Source organism: Hwangdonia lutea, from assembly GCF_032814565.1.
In the GTDB taxonomy this organism is placed as follows: Bacteria; Bacteroidota; Bacteroidia; order Flavobacteriales; family Flavobacteriaceae; genus Hwangdonia; species Hwangdonia lutea.
The window spans coordinates 513,475-537,016 of the sequence record NZ_CP136521.1; the positions used below are offsets into that span (position 1 = coordinate 513,475).

Genomic DNA, 23,542 nt, shown 5'->3' on the forward strand with positions numbered 1-23,542 from the left:
CTTTTATTAATTTTTGGGTTGTCCACCTATTGTCCACCCTTGAAATTCTTCATTTTAAATTTCTTACAATAAGTTTGGGATGTCATTAATTTGGCATACCGTTTTGTGGTGTCTTGCGCTAGCCTGGGCTGCAGACCTTTACAGCGCAAGGGCACACAAAACTAAGTTAACAATCACAAAACAAACCATTATGAAACCACACACCAAACTTCAAACGTTTTGCTCCCTTTTACTAATTTTATTTACACTCACAAACTGTTCAACAAATACCGAACCAGTAGATATTCCAGCTGCCGCTAATGGTAAAATTTCAAATCTCAACATCACAACTAATGGCGATGTTACCCAAACCGAAAACGGCTATAATGTAGAAGGTAGTTTAACCATAGATACTGAAACCTCGGGCGATGTTGTGTTTGATAATGCAGATTTAGATGTAGAATTTGACAACAATGGCAATTTGATTGGGGTAACGGGCACTTCTGATATTCCGTCAAATAGTAATCATTTTGAATTCGAAAACCCTGTTCAAGCCGATGTGGGCTATTTTTTAGGAAAGTTTTTAAACGAAAACAGGGATTTTGAAATACAATTGGTAGACGAGCGCTATTATTTTGTTTTCCACGTTTCAGTTAACATCGAGCTTAAAGTGGGCGCTAATGACGACCCCGATGCACAGAAACCTATTTCCATAAAAGCACCTGTTGGCGGACATATAACTTATATTGCAGACTATACAGACCCCATGTTTTTCTTCTCTTTAGGAGGTGATGCCTTAGGAGGAGGCGATGGCAGTAACAATGGAGGTAACAATGGCGGCAATAGTGGCGGAAGCGGCGGTAGTAACGATTCGAGCTCAAAACTCGGTAGCGTAAGTTTTGGCGCTTCTTTTGGTTCTAATTTTATGTTTGTTCCCACTAACCCCGTTGAAGGTAACGTAGTGTCGTTTGAGGCAAACCAAGTTACAGGTGGCACCGTATCGTTTTATAAAGTATTCGAGGCCTCAGGGATGTATTATCAAAACAGAGGATTTGATATTAGCGCCAATTTTGATGAGCCCATGGAATCTGATTTCGGAGCACATTATAAAGCCGGTATCAATGGAAAGCTAGATTTTTCATTTGATATAGCTTCCTTTATTTCCTTTGGATTCCCCATAGGATCTGGTAGTGCAGCAATTGTAGCCGAAGCCAGTACCAATAACGGTATTATTTCTAAAGCATTTATTAACGGGTTGGTAGAACCCGACTTGTCATGGTGGCCAGAAATTATACCCGTGGCTCCAAGTGGCAATTTAAACGCCTACGGTTTTGTTGAACAAACCGGGTATTTCGATATTGGTTTATCTGGGGAGTTAAGTTTAGAAACACCAACAGGCACACAATCAGTAGGTGGTGGTATGCGCGCAACACCTGAAGCATTTACTATGGAAGGCCAAGTAATAGTGGATGATGAAGTTTGGGAAGCCCAAGCAACATTCACTACTGATGAAACCAAAATGATTGCAACCCCGCCAGTAAATTTTACAGATGGAATTTCTGAAACCGTTACAGGGCAAATTGATGATGCCATTGCCACTACCGAACAAGCTATTGCCGACTTAGAAGCAGCCAACGAAAAATATGAACTCGAATTGAGTTTAAGAGGTTTAAGAGCAGCGCTACCTGGTATTATTGATAGAGCCCAAGATGAAATTAACGATGCAGTTTCGTCAGCTATTGAGAGTGCCAATAAGCAAGCGAGCGACATAGTTAGCGATAATGGTGCTGCCTTATGTAGCACGAATATTTCTTCAAAAGTCAATGGAGTAGTGGACACTTACAGAGATGCGTTAGACAGACTTAAAGACGCTGTTGACGACTCAAATGACAATGAACAAACTAGAACAGAATTAGAAGCGGCATTACGCCATTTAGCCTCCTTAAATAAAATAGATAAAACAGTTAAAGTAACCATTACCTATGGCAATAAAGCTGTAAACAACCCAAGCCCCATCCCCGATATTAGCAAATGTAGTGTTTGGTCTAGCAGTACTACAAGAAACCGAACCGTTTCTGCTACAATATTAACCACAGAGCAAGTATCGCAATTATTAGAGGCCGCAGACAACGTACAGTATATCGCTGAAGCGGAAGGCATTAAATTTGACGCTCAAATAATTCTTGACCAATTACCGACCATTGAGGATTTAGAAAATTTAAAAGATAATGTTGAGGGATGTATTAATGAATTAACAAGTGATTTACAATCATCTGGTTTTAGATACAACCACAATACTAAGGTGTTTACACCATTCATAATTATTAATGGTGAAGAAAAAGAAGTGAAAGAATTTGATGTTTTTAATGGCAGTGAAATGGTAGAAAGAGCACGTGTAAACACAACCACATGTAACCCAGAAGGGGCACTTTCAAAATTAATTAACGAGGCAAAAAACAAATAGGCCACGGTTAGTCAGCTTTAAAAGTAAAGCCCGTAATTTAAAAATTACGGGCTTTTTAACTAACTAAACTTAACTAACATTTTCAATATGAAGTATTACTAACTAACCTCGGTACAAATTGACGACAAATAACTTAATACATCATCCATATTTAGAAATGTTTAACGCTTCAAACTTTAGTTTTATGCTTTCTTTAAGAACTGAGAAATGACTTGTTAAAATTTTAAGAGGAGTCAAGTCTTTAACTTTTGGTAAAAGCAATAAAAAAACTATCTTTAGTGTAATTATTCATATTCAAAAAACCTTCGAAGCTAAAACAAACCCACAATGAAAAAGCTCATACAATGCTTAAGTTTATCGCTGTGCTTTTCTTTATTGATTCACGCACAAAATACCACTATTATTCACGCCGGCACCCTATTGGCAAACCCTGGAAACAAAGCTCAAACCAACAAAAGTATTGTTGTTGAAAACGGTATTATAAAAAGTGTTAAAAATGGTTTTATCAGCGCATCAGATTTGAAGTTACCCGATTCCACCGTGAGCATTATCGATTTAAAAAACAAATTCGTGCTTCCTGGTTTTATCGATATGCACACACACATTACGCAAGAGCGAAATCCAAACAGTAACCCGCATGAATGGACGACGCTTAATGATGAGGATTTTGCTTTTCGGTCTATCCCCTTTCTCAACAAAACGCTCATGGCTGGTTTTACAACCGTTAGAAATTTAGGCGCCGATTATCAGCTTATAAATTCCATTAAAAGATCGATAGCCAGAGGTGATATTAATGGCCCCAGAATTATTGCAGCAACGGGTGCGGTTTCCGCTACTGGCGGACATGGCGATGCGCATGGTTACAGACCTGAAATTGCAAATGCTTTTGAAAAACGAGTTGGTGTTTGTGATGGTGAAGACGATTGCCGAAGAGCCGTTAGAGAACTTGTTAAACAAGGTGCCGATGTTATTAAAATCACGGCAACCGGCGGTGTGTTAAGCAATACTGCGGCTGGTGTTGGACAACAACTTACCGATGAGGAATTAACCGCCATTGTAGAAACCGCCCATGCTTTAGGCAGAAAAGTAGCAGCACACGCCCATGAAGCAGGTGGTATTAATGCCGCTTTAAAAGCAGGGGTAAACTCCATAGAACACGGATCTTATTTGAACGATGAATCTGTGACATTATTTAATAAAACTGGGGCCTATTTAGTACCCACTTTATTGGCAGGCGTTTCTGTTACTGAGGAGTTAAAAGTTAACAAAGATATCCCGCCGGCTATTGCCGATAAAATTCTACAAGTTGGCCCTGTTGTTGAAGCGTCTTTTAAGAGAGCTTTAAAAGGAAACGTGAAAATTGCCTTTGGAACAGATTCTGGTGTAAGCGTTCATGGTACGAATGCCAGAGAGTTTGAACTTATGGTTAAGTATGGCATGGATGAAAATGAAGCCATAAAATCGGCGACTGTTACGGCTTCGGAACTATTGGGTATGTCAGATAAACTGGGAACGATTTCCAGCGGAAAAATTGCAGATATTATTGCTGTTAATGAAAATCCGTTAACCAATATTGCTACCTTAACGCATGTCACCTTTGTTATGAAAGATGGCACCGTTTTTAAAAAATAAAATAATTACAGAAGTATATTCTTGATTTGTGCACAATCCGTATGTAAGGCAATATTATTCCATTATTTCTACATTCAAAGTTTCCAATTCTATTAAACACTTAAATTGCTGGCACTAAAAAAATTATTAATCTTAAAGTTTAATTGAATGTTTTAAATATTATTTATAGTTTTAACCCCGAAATAAACTATTGCAATCATTTTAATAATTCTATTTTTCTAATAACCAAAAATTGGCTTAAAAACTGCTCTCACATTAGCCCCAAACTAATAAAGCAATGCTTAAAAACCTAAAAAACAAAAATGTTCTGCTAGCCTTAGCATCATTTACAATTACAGTTTTAATGGTTTTTGCTGTATGGAATCGGTCTCAAAAAAATGACGACAAATTAGTTAAGGAAAACGTAATTCAAACCGGAAATCTTGTTTCTAAAGAATTCAAAAGTATTGTAAAAGCCGATATTGCGCACCTTCAAAATCTTAAAAACAGAATTGAATTTACAAATGGCGCTTATCTTGAGCATTGGGAAAAAGATGCCAACATGCTGATAAAGCAAAACAAATCCTTTAAATTTCTGGAATGGATTGATAGCAGTATGGTGATAAGAAAAATTAATCCTTTAAAAGGCAATGAGAATGTAATTAATTTGGACATCTCAAAAGTGGAATACCGCAGAGAAGAATGGATTAAACATAGTTTAGATGGCTCAACCAACATAACACAATGGGCAAATTTAACACAGGGCGGCAATGCTTTTTTAGTTGATATTCCGGTTTATTTTCAAGACCGATTTCAAGGCACAATTACGGCGGGCATGGACTTTAAAGAAAACTTTAATAAGTTGGCTGCCAACTTAGAAAATCGATATACCATAAAGTTTTGGGACGATAAAAGCACGCTTTTTTATGAACTAAACGCGCATTACAATTTTAATTCCAAAGATAGTTTTGTGTATAAAGACAGCATATTGGTAGACCCTTTGGATAACCAAAAATGGCTATTAAATGTATCGGCTAATAAAGAACAGATTTTGTCTCAGGCAAAGTTTATTACCAATTTATTTCTTGTTGTCGGCTTAATCTTTTGTGTCTTAATAAGTTTTCTTGTTTACTTTTATTTGAGCGCCAGAGAAAGCACTAAACTTGCTCTTGGTTCCAATGTTAAGTTATCGCAAACCAATAAAAAACTAATTAAAGCGCGCAAAATAGCAGAAAAAGCTTCACAGGCCAAATCGGAGTTTTTATCAAATATGAGCCATGAAATACGCACACCACTTCATGCCATTTTGGGTTTTATTGAACTTTTAAAAAGTAGCAAACTAAATAATACCGATAAGGAATATCTTGACTTAATGAGTAAGTCGTCCAACAATTTATTGAGTATTGTAAATGATATATTGGATTTCGAAAAAATTGAATCTGGACAAATAGAGTTAGCCGAAGTCTGTTTTAATCCTTCAGAAAAAATAAAAGAATTATTGGAAGTTAATCAATTTCTATTTCTCAAAAAGAGACTATATTTAAAAGGAAATTTCAACAACACCCATAATATTAGCGTTATTGGCGACGAAAGCAAACTACTGCAAGTTGTAAGCAATATAATTAAAAACGGACTGAAATTTACAAACTCTGGTGGCGTAACCCTTACCTACAACGAAGCCATAGTTAATACAAACCAACTAAGAATAAATATATCTATTCAAGATTCAGGTATTGGTATACCCAAAAACAAACTTGACACCATTTTCGAAAGATTTACCCAAGTTGAAAACAGTATAAAAAAACAATTTGAAGGCAGCGGTTTAGGCTTGGCCATTAGCAAAATTTTTATTGAGATGATGGGCGGTAAAATAGCCGTTAGCAGTGTTCCGGATGTGGGCACTAATTTTGAATTTGATGTCACTTTTCCTATAGCAAAAGAAGAAAACCAACAATTAACTGGTTACAGTTTAAAAAATGTTGCTTTATCGGATTTGAGCGTTCTTATTGTTGATGATAATAACCTAAATATCATAGTGCTTAAAAAATTTCTTGAAGATTTAGGCATAAATTCTGATGCTGCAAAAAACGGAAAAATTGCGTTAGAAAAATTTAAAACAAAAAAATACCAACTTGTTTTTATGGACATTCACATGCCTGTAATGGACGGATGGGAAGCTACCACAGAGATTAGAAAACTCGACAAAGAGGTTGTTATTTTTGGCTTATCGGCAAATGTTACCAAAGAAGCCATAGATAAAGCCTTGGAAAACGGCATGAACAACTACATATCCAAACCTTTTAAAAAAGAAAACATTTACAATCTGTTAAACTTTCATTTTAGCACTAAATAAATTAAGGAAGCACTTTGTGTATTGCTTTATGATAAGCCTCAAACTCAATCAAATTATTATGGGCGCCACCATCAATGGTAATAAATTCTAAATTTTCTTTATTCAATTTTAAAAGTTTTTCAGCTGAAGTAATAGGCACAATCCCATCATCGGTACCGTGTAATATGGTTATCGGACTACTTGTTTTCTGCAGGTATTGATGCGTTGGCAACTTATATTTTAACAAGGTTTCAACAGGCAACACCGGAAATCTGGTTTTTGCCACATCGGTAATGCTGTAGTACGGCGTTTCTAAAATGAGTTGATTGGGTTTGTTTTTTGATGCCAAATATGCGGCTATTCCTGTGCCTAAAGACCTGCCGTAAAGTGTAATGTCGTTTTCCGCATAGCGCTCTTTTAAATAATTATAAGCATACTGCGAATCATTATACAACGCCTTTTCGCTTAACTTTCCAGTGCTTTTTCCGTATGTTCGGTAATCTATTATTAACACATCGTATTGCTTTTCAACAAAATATTCGGCTATAAAGCCCCAACGCGATAAATCGCCTGCATTCCCATGGAAATACAAAATAACACCTTTTGGGTTTTCAGTTTTAAAATTAATGGCATTAATAACGGCATCGTCATCCGTTTTTAAAAACAACTCTTCAAAAGGTTTCGAAAATTGAAATATGTAATCCTGTTCTAAAACAGTAGGAAAAAATAGCATTTTTTCTTGTAAAAAATATAATAGAGAACCAACCATAATATAGATGCTTAGTAGGATTAAAACTGCTTTTTTAAACTTTTGTTTTAGTGGGTTTCGAACTGTGTTTAACATGAATGCTTGTGGTTGATAAATCGATGTCGAATGATTTTTGGTGGAGTATATTGTGAATCATTTTATGATACGATTCAAATGTATTTAAGTTTTTATGACCGCCACCAATCACCGAATGTAACTTGGTTAATTTAGGATTGACCTTCGATAATTTTATACTGGTTTTATACGGAATTAGTTTATCGTTTGTGCCATGAATAATATGAATGGGACATTGTACATATTTTAGCCACTTGTAGGTTGGCAAGGGGTATTTCATTAAAATACTAAAGGGCATAAAGGGTGCATAACGTGCAGCGACCTTGGTTAAACTGTAATAGGGCGCATCTAAAATAAGCATTTTAGGATTGTTCATTGACGCTAATTTTGCTGCGAAACCAGAGCCTAACGAGCGTCCGTAAAGTATAATTCTATCTTCGGTGGTGCGTTCTTTTATTTTATTGTACACCACTTGCAAATCGCGCTTTATGGCTTTTTGCGAGCGTCTGCCCGTGCTTTTACCGAAACCTCGATAATCCACCATTAAAACATTGTAGTTGTGTCGGGTAAAATCTACCGCGAATTTGCCCCAACCTTTTATGCTTTTCGAGTTTCCTTTTAGGTACAAAACAATGCCTTTTGGTTTACCTTTGGGCTTAAAAAGAATGCCGTTTATAACCGCACCATCGCGGGTTTCAAGGTTGTGTTCTTCAAAATCTTGGTTTTCGTAATTAAACTGAAAATCTGCAGGAAGTTTTTCAGGCTTAAACAGCATATAATCTTGCAAATAGTACAACGCAATACTTATTGCAATATAAATGATCAAGACAATTATAAGCGTATGTAACCAATAAGGCATGCCAAAATTCCGTTAGATTACTAATATACAATAAATCGTTCTATTGATTATTGTTCTCTTTTTCAACATAATCTTTAATAGATATATCATTGATTACAACATCATTTAACACCGCTTCGCCATTTTTAACATACACCAAAGCATAGGTTGTGTTTTGAATGGTATCGCGCTGATTATTTCTTACGGCAACCTCGGCATCATAAGCTTTGGTTTCTTTCATATAATACCGATTAAATGGCAGATTGAAATTTAGTTTTTGTTCGGCTTTATTGTACCACCACACGTTGCCGACTATATAATCTTTATCTGAATTTAAAGGTGTTTTACTGACTTGGTTTATTTTTGCAAAACCCAAACTATCGGTTTCTAAATACAGGTAAACTTTATCTTGTCGCTCCCAAATTGAATCGGTTGTAATAAAGGTATTTTGCTCATAATTTAGATTGATATATTTACCTCTATACGGATCGCTGGGATCTACAGGCTGTGTTTTAAATTTATAGGCAGTGCCCGTTTTTATGATTGATTCTTGGTTAAAAATCATTTGTGCAGGCACGAAGAGCTGTGCTATTGCGACAACTATAAATAGTATGAATATGTGTATGGTTTTCATGGTGTATTATCTTTAATCTTTATACTTATTAATAATTCCAAAATCAAAAGGCGTCCAAAAACAGCTTTTTAAACCACTTGTTTTAAGCGCTGAATTCGCCCAAGAATTACAGGTTTTTACAATGGAATAACTCCCTTTGGCTTTATAAAAATCATCATTAAAAGCATAGCCTTTATTTTCTAAAATGATTTTATTTCCGTGGTTATCAAACTGAAAAGTTTTTAAAATATAGGTGTTGAGTTTAGATAATTGCTTTTCATTCAGATTAACAACCGTCCATTTTGGATTTTTCCGCGAATGTCGTGTTAAATGAATCAAGGCGTTGCCCTTTAAAAACATCGCACTAAAAGCGGTTTTAAAGGTCAAATCATTCCATGTTGGCGTATTCAAATAAAAATTTTCGTCGCCCCAACCAAACGATAAGTATTTTTCATCCTTCATTTTAAGTCCTTTTTTTAAGGCATCGTCAACCTCGTTTACAGGAATTACAATATCTAAATGAACGCCGTTGGTGTTTAAATAAATCGTCTTTCCGGAATTCAAACCAACTTCACCTTTATTTACGGTAATTGATGTTAACACCAATGAAATCAAAAGATACACTACGGGAAATGCTAAAACCCATAAAATAAATTTAAGTATGTTCTTTAATAGCGTCATCATTTAATTTGTTTTGATTTTTGTCTTTTAAGCATTAAATAATTAGTTAAAAAGAAGCCCACGCCAACACTTACAAACAACAAGCCTCGAATAACAAAACTCATGTTCGTATCGAAAAAACGACACACAATAAGTGCGGTTATTATTAACAAACCATAATTTAAAATCCCAAAATGAAGTTTGTCGGCGCCAATTTTTATAACAATAATTCCTAAAGCCAAAATGAGCAGATTAATTAATATGATAGAAATGAAATTACCGGATAGTCCCATAAAAAAGATGACCGTAAAAATGATGAATACGTATTGAAATAGGTTGAAATTTTGAATCCATTTTTTTGAATACGAATAGATTAAAACACCCAAGGTTATTACAAAAAGGATTACGGACACATAAAACCCTTGAGAGCCCAATGCCATATCGTGCCTTAAAATATCTTGCCACAGCCATTCAAAACTGGTTAATAACAACATGTAAACGGTTCCTAAAGATCCTAAAATTAAGTACCCGTTTCGTCTTAATTTTTGATTATCGAAATATGGCAGTTTCCCGATATTATATAACAATCCGAATAAAATAACATACATTAAAAACCCGAATTCTCCGTTACCATCAACAAAAGTTCCCAAAACAATAACACCGCTTAAAGGCAAAAGCCAATTAAAAATGGAAGTGATATTGTTCGTTTTCTTTTCTTTAAGTAATTTAAAATAATGTGGCAGAAGTACAGCGACCAATAGCAAGTAAATCCATGGCGTTTGGTTGCCATCAAAATATCCAAAAGCACAGGCGTAATTGGTTGCAAAAACAATATGTAAAACAGCTAAGACATGAGATTTTAACAGGTAAATTAATGGTGCGCAAAGCAGAACCCAAGTAAGCGTATAGTTGCTAAAATTTCCCGGAATATTGTAAATCTGGCTTACCAATGCCATACTTGCACCAACCGCAAAAAACAAGAATACACCCGAGGCCTCTTTCCAAGTGGCGCTTTTCTTTTTTAAAATGGAATAGCCTACAAAAAACTGCCCGATAAGCAATGGCGCAAAAGCGAACATGGTTTTTATGCCTCTGGAAAAGTGATCCCAATTATGTGCGAGAATTAAAATAATGCCAAGGCCGACCAACGTGGAGCCCAATATGGCAAACACCGTAAATAATCGGTTTGGTGAATCTACTTTTTTGGACTTGTAATAGGTTTCGATGTTGGCAGCTACTTCTGTTGAAACAACCTGGGCTTCAACAAGTTCGTTTATATCGTTTTGGATTTTTGAATTCATAATTATTCATTTAAAAAACTGATGGTAATTTAGCTATAATCAAACTTCCGAAAGCTAATATCGTTGTAATTAAAGATACCGTTAAGGTATAAAATGCGTACGATCTTACTTTGAATTTTATTCTAATAAATTGCTTTAATGATAAAAACAATAGTATAGGTTGAGCTACAATACTAGGTATGGTAAGCAATTCTTGAAAAACACCTATGAGTACAAATGTCATTTTAAAAACCGTTGCATTAAGGTAAATAAAAAGTAAAAACAGCGATGTTATTATACTTGTGTAAAACATTGTTTTGCCACTAGTTGTTAATCGTTTCTCAGAAAATTCCTTTAATTCTTTAGTGAGTTTAGGTTTCATTTTTAAAATTTTTAAAACCTCGCAGGCATAAACCACGAGGTTTTGGGTTAACTAACCAACCATCAAAACAAGCCTTTGTTCTTTTGTTTTGATTAAAAGACCTGTCAGGTTTTGAAAACCTGACAGGTCTGAAAAAAAAATTTCATTCCTTAATTGGCAGATTTCTTTTATTTACTACAAACTCAAATTATAGTTATTTTTCCTCATCACAACTTCTATCAATATACTGCACATCCCGTGTATTTTTTTGCACCGCAATAGCAGCAAATAAACTCAACAGAAAAGACATGCCGTAAAAGCCTTTTTCGCTCAAAATCAAATCGGCATTCCATAGTCCGATAACCAGCAACACGATAGACGTTACCGTTGTAAACCAACTGATGCTATAGTAAATATCGGTTACGGGAATGTCCTCTAACTTATCGCGCACCGCTTTTTGCACTGAAATAACAGAGAATAAACCAAACAATAAAATGGTGAAATAATAGCCTTTTTCGTTCAGCTGCATGTCGGCATTCCACAGGCCAATGCAATACGAGGTCATGCCTATTAGCAAGGCACTCCAAGAGGCACCAATAAAAGCTGCTGTTGGTTTCTGGTCGTAAATTTTAACTTCTTTTTTAGTGTCTGATTTTTTAGATTTTTTATCTAAAGACACCGTTGTTTCATAATTCATAATTATTGTTTTAATGATTACCACACAAAACTCCGAAACTTCAAGAACACGTGAAATACAATTTTTGACTAAAACTGACGATATATTATTTGCAATTCTTCACATAATCACTATATTTAGTAATATTTAAAATTATATAATGACGATTAAATGAATGATTTAAACACCATTATCTCTACTTTTTCCAACGAAGACCAACAGCGTTTTATAGCCTATTTGGAAAAAAAGAACAAACGCAACGACACTAAAAACGTTCAGTTATTTAGGTATTTGGCAAATGACGATTTAAACTCGGAAACTCTGTGTTTTAAACTTTATGGCACCAGTAAAAAGGGAGCGTATCACGCATTGAGAAAACGTTTGTATCAATCTGTAATCGAATTTATCGCCAATGCGAGTTTACAAGATGAAAAAGCCATCGATATGCAAATTATTAAATACATATTGGCATCGCGCACTTGTTTGCAGCACAAACAGTACAAGGTGGCTTATAAAATTTTAGACAAAGCTGAAATGTTAGCCATCGAGCATCATCTGTTTCCGTTGTTAAACGAAATTTACCACACCAAAATCCAATATGCGTACGCGCATCCTTCCGCAGATATTAATCAGCTTATTTCAAAATTTAAAAGCAATCAAAAAAACCATCAACTGGAAGACCAGCTGAATATAGTTTATGCAAAAATCCGGCAAACGCTTAACAACATGACTTTTAAAGGTGATGTGGTGGATTTTCAAACCATTTTAAACCACACCTTAAAGGAACACCAGATTAGTTTAACCGATGCGATGTCGTTTAAATCATTGTATCAATTGGTCGCCATTAACAGCTATTCGGCCTTTGTAACCAACGATTACTTAAAAATAGAACCTTTTTTAATCAACACATATCAATCTATAATTGCTCACAAAGACCGTGAAAAACAGTTGTATTATCATATTCAAATTCTTTATTTTATAGCCAATACCTTATTCCGAAATAAAAAATTCGACGCATCAATGCAGTATTTGGAATTAATGCACGAACACATGAATGAGAAACAAAAAAAACACTACAATTCCTTCAGGCTGAAATACCATTTGCTTCTAAGCCTAAATTTAAACTATACCAACAAAGCCGATGAAGCCGTAGAAACATTATCACCGCTGGCAACGATTAAGCATACCGACATGGAAACACTACTGGATATTAGGCTAAGTTTAATCATGTTTTACTTTCAAAAAAACGAATTGAAAAAAGCATACACACTTTTTTCTAAATTTTATCACACAGATAATTGGTACACCGAAAAAGCTGGAAAAGACTGGGTCATTAAAAAGCATTTGATTGAAATTTTATTACATATCGAATTAAAAAACATCGACTTGGTAGAATCGCGGTTATTGAGTTTTAAAAGAAATCACAGCCATTATTTGAAAAGCATTAATCAACAGCGCGTGCTAACTTATTTAAGTCTGGTTGAAGATTGTTATAAAAACCCGGAAAAGATAACCTCTGAAGCTTTTAAAGATAAAGTTGAAAAATCTTTTGAGTGGATTGACAGCCAGCGCGAAGACCTTTTTGTAATGAGTTTCTATGCTTGGTTAAAAAGCAAGATGGAAAACAAGCCGCTTTACGCGACCACATTAAGCCTTATTGAAAACATTAAAAACGTTAATAGCGCGTTAAATTTGAATTAGCGTTAAACCTTTTCGTTTTGTTTTAGTCCTAATTACAAATAACTTAAAACATCAAGACAATGAAAAAAATAGCAATAATTGCCGTGGCTTTATTAGCGTTACAGGCCACCGCACAAGAGCAAAAAAGAAAGCACTCCAACAAAGAAAAGGGCAAAAAAATGATGATGCTTTCTGCTGAAGAAATTGCAACACTTCAAACCAAAAAAATGACTTTGCATTTAGATTTAAATGCATCGCAGCAAGCCAAAATTCAGGAAATTAACTTAGAAAATGCCACGAAAAGAAAAGCGATAATGGAAGCGCGTAAAGCGAAAAAGGAAAGTGGTAATACTGAGAAACCAACAAAAGAAGAGCGTTATGCGATGATGAATGCAAAATTGGACCATCAAATAGCGATGAAAGCCAAAATGAAAGACATTTTAAATAACGAGCAATATGCCAAATGGGAAAAGGCACAAACAAAAAAAATGCACAAAAACAAATACCGTAAAAAAGGCCACGGAAAGAAAAAACAACAATAACTTTTTGGTTGGTTAGTTGATTATAGTTTGGTTGATGAAAAACGCATTTCTGAATTCAGAAATGCGTTTTGTTTTTTTGAATACCAATTAAATCTCAATTTGAATTACAGTGTTTTTGCAACTGTATTAACAGCAGCAATCGTAAAATCCAAATCCTCATAACTTAAAGCATCGGTAATAAACCAAGTTTCAAAAGCACTTGGGGCAATGTAAACGCCTTCGTTTAACAAACCATGGAAAAAGGTTTTAAAGGTATCGTTATTACCTTTTGCAGCGGTTTCAAAATCTACAACTTTAGCTTTATCAAAGTGTACCGAAATCATCGAACCTACCCTATTTATGGTATGTGTAATATTATTTTCATTTAAAACTTTGGCTATTCCTTTGTGCAAATACGCTGTCTTTTCAGCTAAACGGTTAAAAATTTCAGCATTATTATTCAATTCATTTAACATCGCCAATCCAGCCGCCATAGCCAACGGATTTCCACTTAAAGTTCCCGCTTGATACACTGGACCCAATGGCGCTAAATGATTCATGATTTCGTTTCGTGCGGCAAATGCGCCAACGGGCAAGCCGCCACCAATTACTTTTCCGAAGCACACAATATCAGCATTTATATTAAACAATTCCTGCGCACCTCCTTTGGCCAATCGGAACCCTGTCATCACCTCATCAAAAATTAACAAGATGTTGTGGGCATCGCATAAATTCCGCAACGCGACCAAAAAGTCTCCCTTTGGTGGGATGCAACCCATATTTCCCGCCACGGGCTCAATAATAATACAGGCTATTTCGTTTTTATTAGCTTCAATTAATTCAGACACATTTTCAATATCGTTATAGCGCGCCAACAAAGTATCTTTTGCCGTGCCTTGGGTTACGCCCGGGCTATTTGGCGACCCAAAAGTTACCGCACCACTACCCGCTTGAATTAAAAACGAATCGGAATGCCCATGATAACAGCCCGCAAATTTTATAATTTTATCTTTACCCGTATAACCACGAGCCAAACGCACCGCACTCATACAGGCTTCGGTTCCGGAATTTACAAACCTGATTTTATCGATATTTGGCACCATGGAAACCGCTAATTGGGCAATTTTGGTTTCAATTTCCGTTGGCATGCCAAACGATGTTCCTTTTTTGGCCTTATCGATTACCGCATTTACAACCGGTTCGTAGGCATGACCCAAAATCATAGGTCCCCAAGAATTTATATAATCGATTAATCGGTTTCCGTCTTCGTCGTACAAATACGCGCCTTTAGCTTCTTTTACAAAAATGGGTGATCCGCCAACGGCCTTAAAAGCACGTACTGGTGAGTTTACACCGCCCGGAATAACGGTTTCTGCTTGCGCAAATAAGGCGCTACTACGTTTATAATTCATGTGTTTTATTAATTTTTTGATGATGGTTTAACAATCAATGCCTGACCAATACTGATGGTATTATCGGTTAAACCATTTATACTTTGAAGTTCTTTTACGCTAATATTATATTTTCTTGAAATGGAATACAAGGTATCACCTTTAATTACGGTATAAGTTACGGCATCACTAAATTTGGGCGCTTCGTGTTTTACATACCTATCGCCCAGCACTTCTTTATCGTATTCGTACAGCTTATAACGCTCAATTAAACTAATTAATTTCTGCGGATATTTTTTATCGGTGGCATAACCCGCGGCCCGCAAGCCTTTTGCCCAACCTTTATAATCTTCTTGTTTAAGTTTGAAAAGTTTTGCGTAGCGTTTGCGCTCGGTTAAAAACAGTGAGTGGTCTCTAAACGAGTATTTGGCATCCTTATATTTTCGGAAACACTCTTGTTTTCTGTCATCGTCGTGATAGATCTTTTTCCCAGTCCATCCATGGCATTTTATACCAAAATGATTATTGGCTTCAACTGAAAGTCGCCCGTTTCCAGAACCCGATTCCAAGATACCTTGGGCCAATGTAATGCTTGCCGGAATGTGGTACAATTGCATTTCACTTTTTGCAATATCTTTATAGGTATCTATATATTTTTCAACTTTATTGGCGTAAACCTTGGGTGGTGTAACCGTAACTTTACCTTCGGTTTCGGTAGTTTTAACCTTGGTTTCAACCTGTTCTGTTTTGTTTTTTTCTTTTTTAGTTACAATCGCTTTTTTAGACCGACAGCTAAAAATCATCACCATTAAACAACTTATTAAAAGTAATCGCTTCATTTTTTTATTCAATAATTTGTAAATTCTTCTTTTTTAAAATCGCATTCATTCCAACAATGCCTTGTAAACCTCCTGTATGGATGGCTAATATTTTAGATCCTTTTGGAAAAAACCCTTTATCGATTAAATCGAAAATTCCAAACATCATTTTCCCTGTATAAACAGGATCCAACTGTATTTGATGATCTTTTTTAAAATCATTAATAAAACTGATTAATGCCTCATTTATTTTGGCATAGCCTCCAAAATGATAATCGGTTACGAGTTTCCAATTGGTTTTGGTTACAAATTTACTAATATCTTCTTTTAAAAAATCACCTTTTAAAGCTGAAAAACCTAAAACTTGCTGATTGGGTTTTGAAGCATTTATAAGCCCCGAAACCGTGCCGCCGGTTCCAACCGCTGTACAGATAAAATCGAAATCTTTATCCGTTTCGCTTAAAATTTCCTCGCAACCTTTAATGGCCAAAGTGTTGGTGCCGCCTTCTGGAATTAAGTAAAACGCACCGAATTCATTATCCAAATTACCTATAAACTTTTTGGTGGTTTTATTCCGATACTCCTCTCGCGATACGAATTTAAATTGCATGCCGCATTGTTTGGCAAAACTTAAGGTCGGGTTGTTTTCAAGAGCATTAAACAACTCATCGCCTCGAATTACACCTATGGTTTTAAAACCTTGTTGTTCACCAGCCGCAGCAACCGCTGCAATATGATTTGAATACGCGCCACCAAAAGTGAGAAGCGTTTTAAAACCTTTTTTTTTGGCTTCGATAAGATTGTATTTTAGCTTTCTGTATTTATTCCCCGACACGAATGGATGAATGCTGTCCTCGCGTTTTACAAATAACGTAACACCTTTGTTTTTTGAAAAAACAACAGGCTGATTAATACTATGTTCAAGCTTAAAAATCATTGACGCGAAGATACTTTAAAAATCCCCAAAACGGGCGTTGTTTTAGGTAATCTAAATCCAATTCGTTGGTGTAAGCTTCGCGCTCAAAAGAAATATTGCGATAAGCCAAATTCCAATTTTTATATTGGATTAATCGGCATAAAAATTCCAATCCATAAACCAAATAAAAAGGAATCAGTAGCATTTCCAATTGCTGTTTTAAATGAATTTTCTCGTGGTTAATTAAAACATAATCCGTTTTAAACCGAATCGATTTTAAAAACACAAAAGGAAAAATGGTTAATCCGGTATATCCTTTTGGCACTAAGTACTTCGAAATAAAAATCATAAATAACTACTTTCAAAAACCAATCCAAATTTCAACGTCATACAGATGATAAACAATTAAAAACCTTAAGCAATGTGTGGATGAATGGTTTTCCAATATATATTATATTTGCAACATAATGAAGAAAATCATCCCCATTGAAGAAGGCGACTACTATTTAACGCCAGAAGGTTACCGCTGTTTTACCGAGCAATACCATTTAAAACGTGGCTATTGCTGCGAAAGCGGTTGCAGACACTGCCCGTATGGTTACAACCCATCAACTTCACGCAGAACAGCTAAGTAAAAAACACACCTCCTGAGAAGGTGGCTTTGTAAAGCCCCTAAAAAGAGTAATGAGCAACAAAACATAAAAAAACGAGGCTTCAACTAACACCAGACCTAACAGGTTTTTGAAACCTGTTAGGTCTAAAAATTGGGCAAAGCCAATAGAGCATGACCACCGGCTAAGCAGATGGTTATATAAGATGAAATAAACAACGTATAACCCGTTGTGTATTTTGGCAGAATTCTGTCAATTCGAGTGAATTTTACGATTGAAATGAGTAAAATTTGTATCGAGAATAAGAATTTTTGAACCATAAATGGGTTCTCGATACAACTTTTCGTGCCTCAAAACCACTCGAACTGACATATAGAAATTATTTTCATTCAAAATACACAACGGGTAACCTATATTAAAAAAGTATCGGCCACAACCGGTTTGTTCTAATTTCCTTGGTACGATTATTGATGTTAATATTACCTAAAAATCAAAATTTATCAATGAATTTTTGTATTTTAGAAATAAAAAAGAAAACTAAATATGAAGGCTATGAAAAAACTTTTTAAAACATTACCATTTTTGGCGTTGTTAATTTTGGTATCATCTTGTAGCTCTATAAGAGTGGCAACCGATTACGATAAAAATGCAAATTTCAATGAATACAAAACCTTTGCGTTTTACAAAACCGGTATCGACAAAGCCGAAATTAGCGACTTAGACAAACGCAGGATTCTTCGTGCGATTGAAAGCGAACTATTGGCCAAAGGCTTTACAAAATCTGAAAACCCGGATTTACTGGTGAGCCTCTTTACAAAATCTCGTGAAAAAATTAACTTTTACAACAACGGTTTTGGTCCATACGGTTATGGTTGGGGTTGGCACCCTTGGTATTGGAACAGTTACCATACCAGTTCGGTTTCGCGATCAACAGAAGGTGTTTTATATGTAGATTTAATTGACGCCAACAAAAAAGAATTGGTTTGGCAAGGTATGGGAACCGGCTATTTATCGCAAAACATGGAGAAAAAAGACGCCCGCATCAAAGAGTTTGTTGCTAAAATTATGGAGAAATACCCTCCGGGAATGGCGCAGTAAACAACTGTGATTTAATCTTTTTTAACATTAAATACCAAACAAAAAAGCAACTTTAAAAGGTTGTTTTTTTGTTTAAGGCAAATAAGGTTTAGCATGCCCGTTATCAACTAACCATTGGTTAACTTCCAACCCATCTTCCAAAACAATATTGGCTAAATAGCGCCCGTATTTACCCTGTTTATCTTTGTAGGTACGAATGGTCACCTCCTTATCAAGAATCATCTCTCTTACAATATCTCGCACCTTTCTACCTTCAATTTTTTCCGGCCCTCTCATTTCGGGAGTATCAATGCCATAAAGCCGTAATTTCATTTCTTGGGAATGAAGAAACCCCAAATCTACAACGGCAGTAACCGTATCGCCGTCGTAAACATCAATTATTTTCGCTCGGTATGTATACATATTTTCTTATTTTACTGAAAGATACAAATTCATTTTAATACGAGTTTAACAAAAAATCATTTTAAACAATTTAAACAGCAAAACTTTAAGAATCATTAAATTTAAGAATCAGAAAGCGTCCCTTTTATTAAGAGTTTGTATTTTTACATAAAGTTACTTAACACCAAATCATGTCTAATTCATATACATCCAATCCCATTTTAAATCGTTTGCCCAAGCATTTAAAACAGTTTATAAAACCGCAAAACTACGATGATTATTCGGCTATCGATCAAGCGGTTTGGCGTTATGTCATGCGAAAAAATGTCGATTTTTTAACCCAAGTAGCGCACAAATCCTATTTAGACGGATTAAAACAAACCGGGATTTCTATTGATAGCATTCCAAATATGTATGGGATGAACCGTATTTTAAAAGATATTGGTTGGGCCGCTGTGGCGGTTGATGGCTTTATTCCGCCCAATGCCTTTATGGAGTTTCAAGCCTACAATGTGCTGGTTATTGCCAGCGATATTAGGCAATTGGAGCATATTGAATACACGCCCGCCCCGGATATTATTCACGAAGGTGCAGGACATGCTCCTATTATTGCCAACCCAGAATATGCCGAATATTTACGACGCTTTGGAGAGATTGGTTGCAAAGCCATTTCGTCGGCCAAGGATTACGAGTTGTACGAAGCGGTAAGGCACCTTTCCATCATTAAAGAAGCGCCCAATTCTAAGGAAGCCGATATCACTTCCGCGGAAAAAAAAGTAGAAGATTTACAAAAAAACATGGGTAAACCCAGTGAAATGGCATTAATACGAAACCTGCATTGGTGGACGGTTGAATATGGTTTAATTGGCAGCTTGGAAAACCCAAAAATTTACGGCGCAGGATTGTTATCCTCGATTGGTGAAAGCGCGTGGTGCATGACTGATGAGGTAAAAAAACTACCCTATAATATTGATGCCACTTTTAAAGATTTCGATATTACAAAACCACAACCTCAACTTTATGTTACTCCAGATTTTGCACATTTAAGCTTAATTTTAGAAGAATTCGCCAACACGATGGCGCTGCGCAAGGGTGGACTTTCTGGCGTTAACAAACTTATTCATTCCCAAGCATTGGGCAGTGTCGAATTGAGCACGGGCATTCAAATTTCTGGTGTGTTTAGTCATGTTATTGCTAACGAAGGCAAACCTATTTACATACAAACTACAGGCGAAACCGCATTGGCCTATAGAGAAAAAGAGTTGGTAGGCCATGGTACAGAAACACACAAAAAAGGGTTTGGCTCTCCTATCGGAAAACTTAAAGGCATTAATTTGGCTATTGAAGATATGAGTCCACGTGATTTAAGTGCGTACAATATTTATGAAGAACAACTTATTACGCTTGAGTTTGAAGGCGGTATTAAAGTTTCAGGTGAAATTATAACCGGAAAAAGAAACCTTCAAGGCAAAATAATATTGATTAGTTTTAATAACTGCACGGTAACCCACAACAACACTGTTTTGTTTAAACCGGAATGGGGCATTTATGATATGGCCGTTGGAAAGGAAATCGTTTCAGCTTTTTCGGGCCCCGCGGATCATAACAGTTTTAATTTAATTACCCATGTACCCTCTTCTCAAACCATTCGAGTAAAAAAATCTAAGGAATTACTTAATCTCGAAGCGCTTTATCAACAAGTAAGAGATTACCGAAATGGCACAAATAGAACGATTTCCAGGACCAAGGTTTTAGAGGAACTTATTGAAAACCATTCGAACGATTGGTTATTACCTGTTGAACTTTACGAACTCGCTTTTATTGGAAATGAAACTAAATTATGCGAAAGCATTTTAAACCATTTAGAAACTATTAAACAAAACAGACCTGAAGTTGGGCGGTTAATTGATGATGGATTAGAGATTGTTACTAAAAGTTTAAAAGTAAATTGATTTATATATATTCCGTTTTGTGAAATTCTAATAGTTTATTAGTAAAAAGATTAATTTCCTTTTTTTCTTGTAATTTAAAGCCGATAAAAAATATGAACCCAAATACAGCCAGTGCAAGTGGCAGCATCCAATTCCCTTTAATAAGCGATATCAATGAAATAAAAACTCCGAATGCTAGTAAAAATTTTGCAGCGATATTCATTGGATGCTTATAGCCAAATCTCAAATCGTAATTTCCATCCTCATTTAAGGTTCCAATCAATCTATAGTTGTTAGGAAATCGATTCCGCATTAATTCAAACTTTTCAGGTCCAATATACCCATTATAAAACCCATTCAGAATCAGCTGATTCAGAATATGTGCATTTTTGTTGCTTTTGGTTATAATTTGTTTCATTTCAAATACATTAGTCTATCATCAAATTAGCGCTATCTAAACCGCTTTAAAGTTTCTTTTGTAAACTCGCTTAACACCAATTTCCCACTAATTTTGGCACGTTCAATAAGTAAATCATCCCAATGTGCAGTATCTTTCCAAAAGACTGCTTTCATTTCTTTTAAAGCTTCGGGATTGTAGCTTGCTAGTTTTTTAGCTAAGGTTTTTACGGCTTCGTCCAAAGCTTCAACGCCATCAAAAACATCAGCGTACAAACCTTTATCTTTTGCGAATTCCGCTGAATAAAATGCCTCCGCATTAATCGTCATTTGCGACATGGCCGTTTGTCCCATTTTTCGAGATACCGCAGGCTCGATAACAAAAGGGCCAATACCAATACTCAATTCGCTGAGCTTTATGGCTGCGAATTTGGTTGCCAAACAATAATCGGTTGCTGCTGCCAAACCAACGCCACCACCAACTGCTTTACCTTGCACACGGCCAATTATAAGCTTTGGGCATTTTCGCATGGCATTTATAACATGGGCAAATCCTGCGAAAAACTGTTGTCCAGATTTAGCACTATCAATGGCGACAAGTTCCTTAAAACTCGCGCCGGCACAAAAGGTTCGGTTGCCACCACTTTTTAAAACAATAACCCTAATGGCGTCGTTTTTTCCGGCTTCAACAATAGTGTTTTGCAGTTTTTTAAGATTATCGCTAGGCATGGCATTGTGTTCTGGATGAAAAAACTCAATCACCCCGATATGGCCGTTTAAAGTTAAAGTAACGTATGGTTGCATTATTAAATTCTTTGGGTTGAATATATAAATTATTAGTAACACATGTTACATTCTTCTTTAAAAATTAATTGGATATTTGTACAAATAAAAAATACAACATGGGCATATTCAGCTTTCTTTTTGGCAGTAAAAAACAGGATAAGATTAAAGACTTTAAAACTAGGGGCGCTATTGTTATTGATGTTAGAACACAGGGCGAGTATACTCAAGGCGCTATTCCGGGGTCTAAAAACATTCCTTTACAAAACATCAATTCTCAAATTAAGGAGATAAAAAAACACAACAAACCCGTAATAACTTGTTGTGCAAGTGGTATGCGTTCGGGCAGTGCTGCCGCTATTTTAAAAAGCAATGGTATTGAAGTGGTAAACGGCGGTGGTTGGCACAGTTTGTATAAAAAATTAGAGTTATAGTTTAAAAGGGCAGATGGCTTAAATCTACATTTCCACCGGAAATCAATACGCCTATTTTCTTGTTTTTAAATTCACTTTTCTGTTTTAAAACGGCTGCGAAAGCGACTGCGCTTGAGGGTTCTATGATGATTTTCATGCGTTCCCAAATCAATTTCATGGCATAGATTATTTCATCTTCTTCAACACGTATAATTTTTTCAACATGTTTTTTAATGATTGGAAAATTCCTATCGCCTAAATGGGTTCTCAATCCATCGGCAATGGTGTTTGTGCTGTCATTTTTTTCGATATTGCCGGAGATTAATGATCTGTAAGCATCATCAACATTTTTGGGTTCGCCTGCTATCACTTTACAATTTTCAGAAAAATTTATTGCCGCCAAAAGCGTTCCCGCCAATAAACCACCGCCACCAACGGGTGTAAAGATATAATCTAAATTGGGGTACTCTTCCAACAATTCTATGGCCGCTGTACCTTGACCGTGTATCACGTTATCATCATTTGATGGATGAATAAAGGTTGCGCCTTTCTCAATTACAACTCTATGAGCTTCATCTTCTCGCGCTTTGATGTTTGAATCGCATTCAATAATAATTCCTTCATAAGTTCTTACCGCATCCTTTTTTACTTGCGGCGCATTTTTGGGCATTACAATATAAGCTGTCACGCCTATTTGTTTTGCTGCCAACGAAAGGGCCTGAGCAAAATTACCCGAGGAATGCGTTACGACGCCTTTACTTTTCTGCGCTTCGGTTAAAATTAAAATAGCATTGGCCGCTCCTCGCATTTTAAATGCACCCATTTTTTGGAAATTTTCGCATTTAAAAAACACATTGGCATCACATATCTCGTCTATTAATTTTGAGGTTAACACCGGCGTTTTATGAATGTACGGTTTTATACGATTGTGGATGTTTTGTAAAGTCGCTTTATCCATAATTGGCA

General features: G+C 35.8%; 24 protein-coding genes. 9 read left to right on the forward strand and 15 right to left on the reverse strand.

The window, feature by feature from the left end; all coding sequences use genetic code 11:
- Positions 1-190: 190 nt before the first annotated feature.
- The 3 genes from RNZ46_RS02260 to RNZ46_RS02270 all read left to right on the forward strand — a co-directional run bounded on the left by RNZ46_RS02260 (position 191) and on the right by RNZ46_RS02270 (position 6,407).
- Entirely contained in the window at positions 191-2,443 is a 2,253-nt protein-coding gene (locus RNZ46_RS02260; protein ID WP_316983769.1) for a hypothetical protein, read from the forward strand.
- 327 nt (positions 2,444-2,770) lie between these two features.
- The gene (locus tag RNZ46_RS02265; RefSeq protein ID WP_316983770.1) at positions 2,771-4,075 is read left to right on the forward strand and encodes a metal-dependent hydrolase family protein; all 1,305 of its coding nucleotides are present in this window, start codon (positions 2,771-2,773) and stop codon (positions 4,073-4,075) included.
- A gap of 277 nt (positions 4,076-4,352) precedes the next feature.
- Positions 4,353-6,407, forward strand: a complete 2,055-nt coding sequence (locus RNZ46_RS02270) for a response regulator (RefSeq protein WP_316983771.1) — start codon at positions 4,353-4,355, stop codon at positions 6,405-6,407.
- A gap of 1 nt (position 6,408) precedes the next feature.
- Here the strand turns inward: RNZ46_RS02270 and RNZ46_RS02275 are convergent, their stop codons facing one another.
- From RNZ46_RS02275 to yiaA, 7 genes are all read right to left on the reverse strand, one after another.
- Positions 6,409-7,119, reverse strand: coding sequence for an alpha/beta hydrolase (locus RNZ46_RS02275; protein ID WP_316983772.1), 711 nt, complete (start codon positions 7,117-7,119; stop codon positions 6,409-6,411).
- 70 nt (positions 7,120-7,189) lie between these two features.
- Positions 7,190-8,068 carry an alpha/beta hydrolase gene (locus tag RNZ46_RS02280; RefSeq protein WP_316983773.1) on the reverse strand — a complete coding sequence of 293 codons (879 nt, stop codon included), beginning with the start codon at positions 8,066-8,068 and terminating at the stop codon, positions 7,190-7,192.
- Between the two features lie 40 nt (positions 8,069-8,108).
- Positions 8,109-8,681 (reverse strand): GDYXXLXY domain-containing protein, encoded by a 573-nt coding sequence (locus tag RNZ46_RS02285; protein ID WP_316983774.1) that lies wholly within the window; start codon positions 8,679-8,681, stop codon positions 8,109-8,111.
- A gap of 12 nt (positions 8,682-8,693) precedes the next feature.
- Positions 8,694-9,344: a DUF2459 domain-containing protein gene (locus RNZ46_RS02290; RefSeq protein WP_316983775.1), complete on the reverse strand. Its 651-nt coding sequence runs from the start codon at positions 9,342-9,344 to the stop codon at positions 8,694-8,696.
- The gene (locus RNZ46_RS02295; RefSeq protein ID WP_316983776.1) at positions 9,341-10,621 is read right to left on the reverse strand and encodes a DUF2157 domain-containing protein; all 1,281 of its coding nucleotides are present in this window, start codon (positions 10,619-10,621) and stop codon (positions 9,341-9,343) included. Before RNZ46_RS02295 ends, RNZ46_RS02290 begins: the two co-directional genes overlap by 4 nt.
- A gap of 10 nt (positions 10,622-10,631) precedes the next feature.
- Positions 10,632-10,982, reverse strand: a complete 351-nt coding sequence (locus RNZ46_RS02300) for a hypothetical protein (RefSeq protein WP_316983777.1) — start codon at positions 10,980-10,982, stop codon at positions 10,632-10,634.
- Between the two features lie 193 nt (positions 10,983-11,175).
- Complete coding sequence (gene yiaA, locus RNZ46_RS02305) at positions 11,176-11,658, reverse strand: inner membrane protein YiaA (protein WP_316983778.1); 483 nt, start codon at positions 11,656-11,658, stop codon at positions 11,176-11,178.
- Between the two features lie 150 nt (positions 11,659-11,808).
- On the opposite strand from yiaA, the gene RNZ46_RS02310 reads away from it, so the two are divergent.
- On the forward strand, positions 11,809-13,338 hold the full coding sequence (locus RNZ46_RS02310) for a hypothetical protein (protein WP_316983779.1): 1,530 nt from the start codon (positions 11,809-11,811) through the stop codon (positions 13,336-13,338).
- A gap of 59 nt (positions 13,339-13,397) precedes the next feature.
- Entirely contained in the window at positions 13,398-13,859 is a 462-nt protein-coding gene (locus RNZ46_RS02315) for a DUF4890 domain-containing protein (RefSeq protein WP_316983780.1), read from the forward strand.
- Between the two features lie 104 nt (positions 13,860-13,963).
- On the opposite strand, the gene hemL is transcribed toward RNZ46_RS02315, so the two are convergent.
- From hemL to RNZ46_RS02335, 4 genes are read right to left on the reverse strand one after another with little or no spacing between them, the layout of a single operon-like run.
- Entirely contained in the window at positions 13,964-15,250 is a 1,287-nt protein-coding gene (hemL, locus tag RNZ46_RS02320; RefSeq protein WP_316983781.1) for a glutamate-1-semialdehyde 2,1-aminomutase, read from the reverse strand.
- A gap of 8 nt (positions 15,251-15,258) precedes the next feature.
- Positions 15,259-16,068 carry a glucosaminidase domain-containing protein gene (locus RNZ46_RS02325; RefSeq protein ID WP_316983782.1) on the reverse strand — a complete coding sequence of 270 codons (810 nt, stop codon included), beginning with the start codon at positions 16,066-16,068 and terminating at the stop codon, positions 15,259-15,261.
- Positions 16,069-16,072: 4 nt separating this feature from the next.
- Complete coding sequence (locus tag RNZ46_RS02330; protein ID WP_316983783.1) at positions 16,073-16,984, reverse strand: 1-aminocyclopropane-1-carboxylate deaminase/D-cysteine desulfhydrase; 912 nt, start codon at positions 16,982-16,984, stop codon at positions 16,073-16,075.
- Positions 16,974-17,312 (reverse strand): hypothetical protein, encoded by a 339-nt coding sequence (locus tag RNZ46_RS02335; protein WP_316983784.1) that lies wholly within the window; start codon positions 17,310-17,312, stop codon positions 16,974-16,976. The genes RNZ46_RS02330 and RNZ46_RS02335 overlap by 11 nt, the downstream gene beginning before the upstream one ends.
- 118 nt (positions 17,313-17,430) lie before the next feature.
- Between RNZ46_RS02335 and RNZ46_RS02340 the strand changes: the two genes are divergently transcribed.
- Positions 17,431-17,598 carry a C1orf53 family protein gene (locus tag RNZ46_RS02340; protein ID WP_316983785.1) on the forward strand — a complete coding sequence of 56 codons (168 nt, stop codon included), beginning with the start codon at positions 17,431-17,433 and terminating at the stop codon, positions 17,596-17,598.
- 528 nt (positions 17,599-18,126) lie between these two features.
- Entirely contained in the window at positions 18,127-18,672 is a 546-nt protein-coding gene (locus RNZ46_RS02345; RefSeq protein WP_316983786.1) for a DUF4136 domain-containing protein, read from the forward strand.
- 72 nt (positions 18,673-18,744) lie between these two features.
- On the opposite strand, the gene RNZ46_RS02350 is transcribed toward RNZ46_RS02345, so the two are convergent.
- The gene (locus RNZ46_RS02350) at positions 18,745-19,074 is read right to left on the reverse strand and encodes a thermonuclease family protein (RefSeq protein ID WP_316983787.1); all 330 of its coding nucleotides are present in this window, start codon (positions 19,072-19,074) and stop codon (positions 18,745-18,747) included.
- A gap of 170 nt (positions 19,075-19,244) precedes the next feature.
- Here RNZ46_RS02350 and RNZ46_RS02355 point away from each other — a divergent pair, with 170 nt between their 5' ends.
- The gene (locus RNZ46_RS02355; protein ID WP_316983788.1) at positions 19,245-21,005 is read left to right on the forward strand and encodes an aromatic amino acid hydroxylase; all 1,761 of its coding nucleotides are present in this window, start codon (positions 19,245-19,247) and stop codon (positions 21,003-21,005) included.
- 1 nt (position 21,006) lies between these two features.
- On the opposite strand, the gene RNZ46_RS02360 is transcribed toward RNZ46_RS02355, so the two are convergent.
- A complete protein-coding gene (locus RNZ46_RS02360; RefSeq protein WP_316983789.1) occupies positions 21,007-21,402 on the reverse strand; it encodes a hypothetical protein in 396 nt (131 codons plus the stop codon).
- Between the two features lie 32 nt (positions 21,403-21,434).
- Positions 21,435-22,187 carry an enoyl-CoA hydratase/isomerase family protein gene (locus tag RNZ46_RS02365; protein ID WP_434063034.1) on the reverse strand — a complete coding sequence of 251 codons (753 nt, stop codon included), beginning with the start codon at positions 22,185-22,187 and terminating at the stop codon, positions 21,435-21,437.
- A 95-nt stretch (positions 22,188-22,282) separates the two neighbouring features.
- Between RNZ46_RS02365 and RNZ46_RS02370 the strand changes: the two genes are divergently transcribed.
- Positions 22,283-22,597, forward strand: a complete 315-nt coding sequence (locus RNZ46_RS02370) for a rhodanese-like domain-containing protein (protein ID WP_316983791.1) — start codon at positions 22,283-22,285, stop codon at positions 22,595-22,597.
- A gap of 1 nt (position 22,598) precedes the next feature.
- Here the strand turns inward: RNZ46_RS02370 and RNZ46_RS02375 are convergent, their stop codons facing one another.
- On the reverse strand, positions 22,599-23,534 hold the full coding sequence (locus RNZ46_RS02375) for a pyridoxal-phosphate dependent enzyme (protein ID WP_316984953.1): 936 nt from the start codon (positions 23,532-23,534) through the stop codon (positions 22,599-22,601).
- Positions 23,535-23,542: the final 8 nt, after the last annotated feature.

Coding starts and splice junctions, on each gene's coding strand:
- RNZ46_RS02260 (WP_316983769.1), top strand. CDS start 191: ATGAAACCACACACCAAACTTCAAACGTTTTGCTCCCTTTTACTAATT.
- RNZ46_RS02265 (WP_316983770.1), top strand. CDS start 2,771: ATGAAAAAGCTCATACAATGCTTAAGTTTATCGCTGTGCTTTTCTTTA.
- RNZ46_RS02270 (WP_316983771.1), top strand. CDS start 4,353: ATGCTTAAAAACCTAAAAAACAAAAATGTTCTGCTAGCCTTAGCATCA.
- RNZ46_RS02275 (WP_316983772.1), bottom strand. CDS start 7,119: ATGCTATTTTTTCCTACTGTTTTAGAACAGGATTACATATTTCAATTT.
- RNZ46_RS02280 (WP_316983773.1), bottom strand. CDS start 8,068: ATGCCTTATTGGTTACATACGCTTATAATTGTCTTGATCATTTATATT.
- RNZ46_RS02285 (WP_316983774.1), bottom strand. CDS start 8,681: ATGAAAACCATACACATATTCATACTATTTATAGTTGTCGCAATAGCA.
- RNZ46_RS02290 (WP_316983775.1), bottom strand. CDS start 9,344: ATGATGACGCTATTAAAGAACATACTTAAATTTATTTTATGGGTTTTA.
- RNZ46_RS02295 (WP_316983776.1), bottom strand. CDS start 10,621: ATGAATTCAAAAATCCAAAACGATATAAACGAACTTGTTGAAGCCCAG.
- RNZ46_RS02300 (WP_316983777.1), bottom strand. CDS start 10,982: ATGAAACCTAAACTCACTAAAGAATTAAAGGAATTTTCTGAGAAACGA.
- yiaA (WP_316983778.1), bottom strand. CDS start 11,658: ATGAATTATGAAACAACGGTGTCTTTAGATAAAAAATCTAAAAAATCA.
- RNZ46_RS02310 (WP_316983779.1), top strand. CDS start 11,809: ATGAATGATTTAAACACCATTATCTCTACTTTTTCCAACGAAGACCAA.
- RNZ46_RS02315 (WP_316983780.1), top strand. CDS start 13,398: ATGAAAAAAATAGCAATAATTGCCGTGGCTTTATTAGCGTTACAGGCC.
- hemL (WP_316983781.1), bottom strand. CDS start 15,250: ATGAATTATAAACGTAGTAGCGCCTTATTTGCGCAAGCAGAAACCGTT.
- RNZ46_RS02325 (WP_316983782.1), bottom strand. CDS start 16,068: ATGAAGCGATTACTTTTAATAAGTTGTTTAATGGTGATGATTTTTAGC.
- RNZ46_RS02330 (WP_316983783.1), bottom strand. CDS start 16,984: ATGATTTTTAAGCTTGAACATAGTATTAATCAGCCTGTTGTTTTTTCA.
- RNZ46_RS02335 (WP_316983784.1), bottom strand. CDS start 17,312: ATGATTTTTATTTCGAAGTACTTAGTGCCAAAAGGATATACCGGATTA.
- RNZ46_RS02340 (WP_316983785.1), top strand. CDS start 17,431: ATGAAGAAAATCATCCCCATTGAAGAAGGCGACTACTATTTAACGCCA.
- RNZ46_RS02345 (WP_316983786.1), top strand. CDS start 18,127: ATGAAAAAACTTTTTAAAACATTACCATTTTTGGCGTTGTTAATTTTG.
- RNZ46_RS02350 (WP_316983787.1), bottom strand. CDS start 19,074: ATGTATACATACCGAGCGAAAATAATTGATGTTTACGACGGCGATACG.
- RNZ46_RS02355 (WP_316983788.1), top strand. CDS start 19,245: ATGTCTAATTCATATACATCCAATCCCATTTTAAATCGTTTGCCCAAG.
- RNZ46_RS02360 (WP_316983789.1), bottom strand. CDS start 21,402: ATGAAACAAATTATAACCAAAAGCAACAAAAATGCACATATTCTGAAT.
- RNZ46_RS02370 (WP_316983791.1), top strand. CDS start 22,283: ATGGGCATATTCAGCTTTCTTTTTGGCAGTAAAAAACAGGATAAGATT.
- RNZ46_RS02375 (WP_316984953.1), bottom strand. CDS start 23,534: ATGGATAAAGCGACTTTACAAAACATCCACAATCGTATAAAACCGTAC.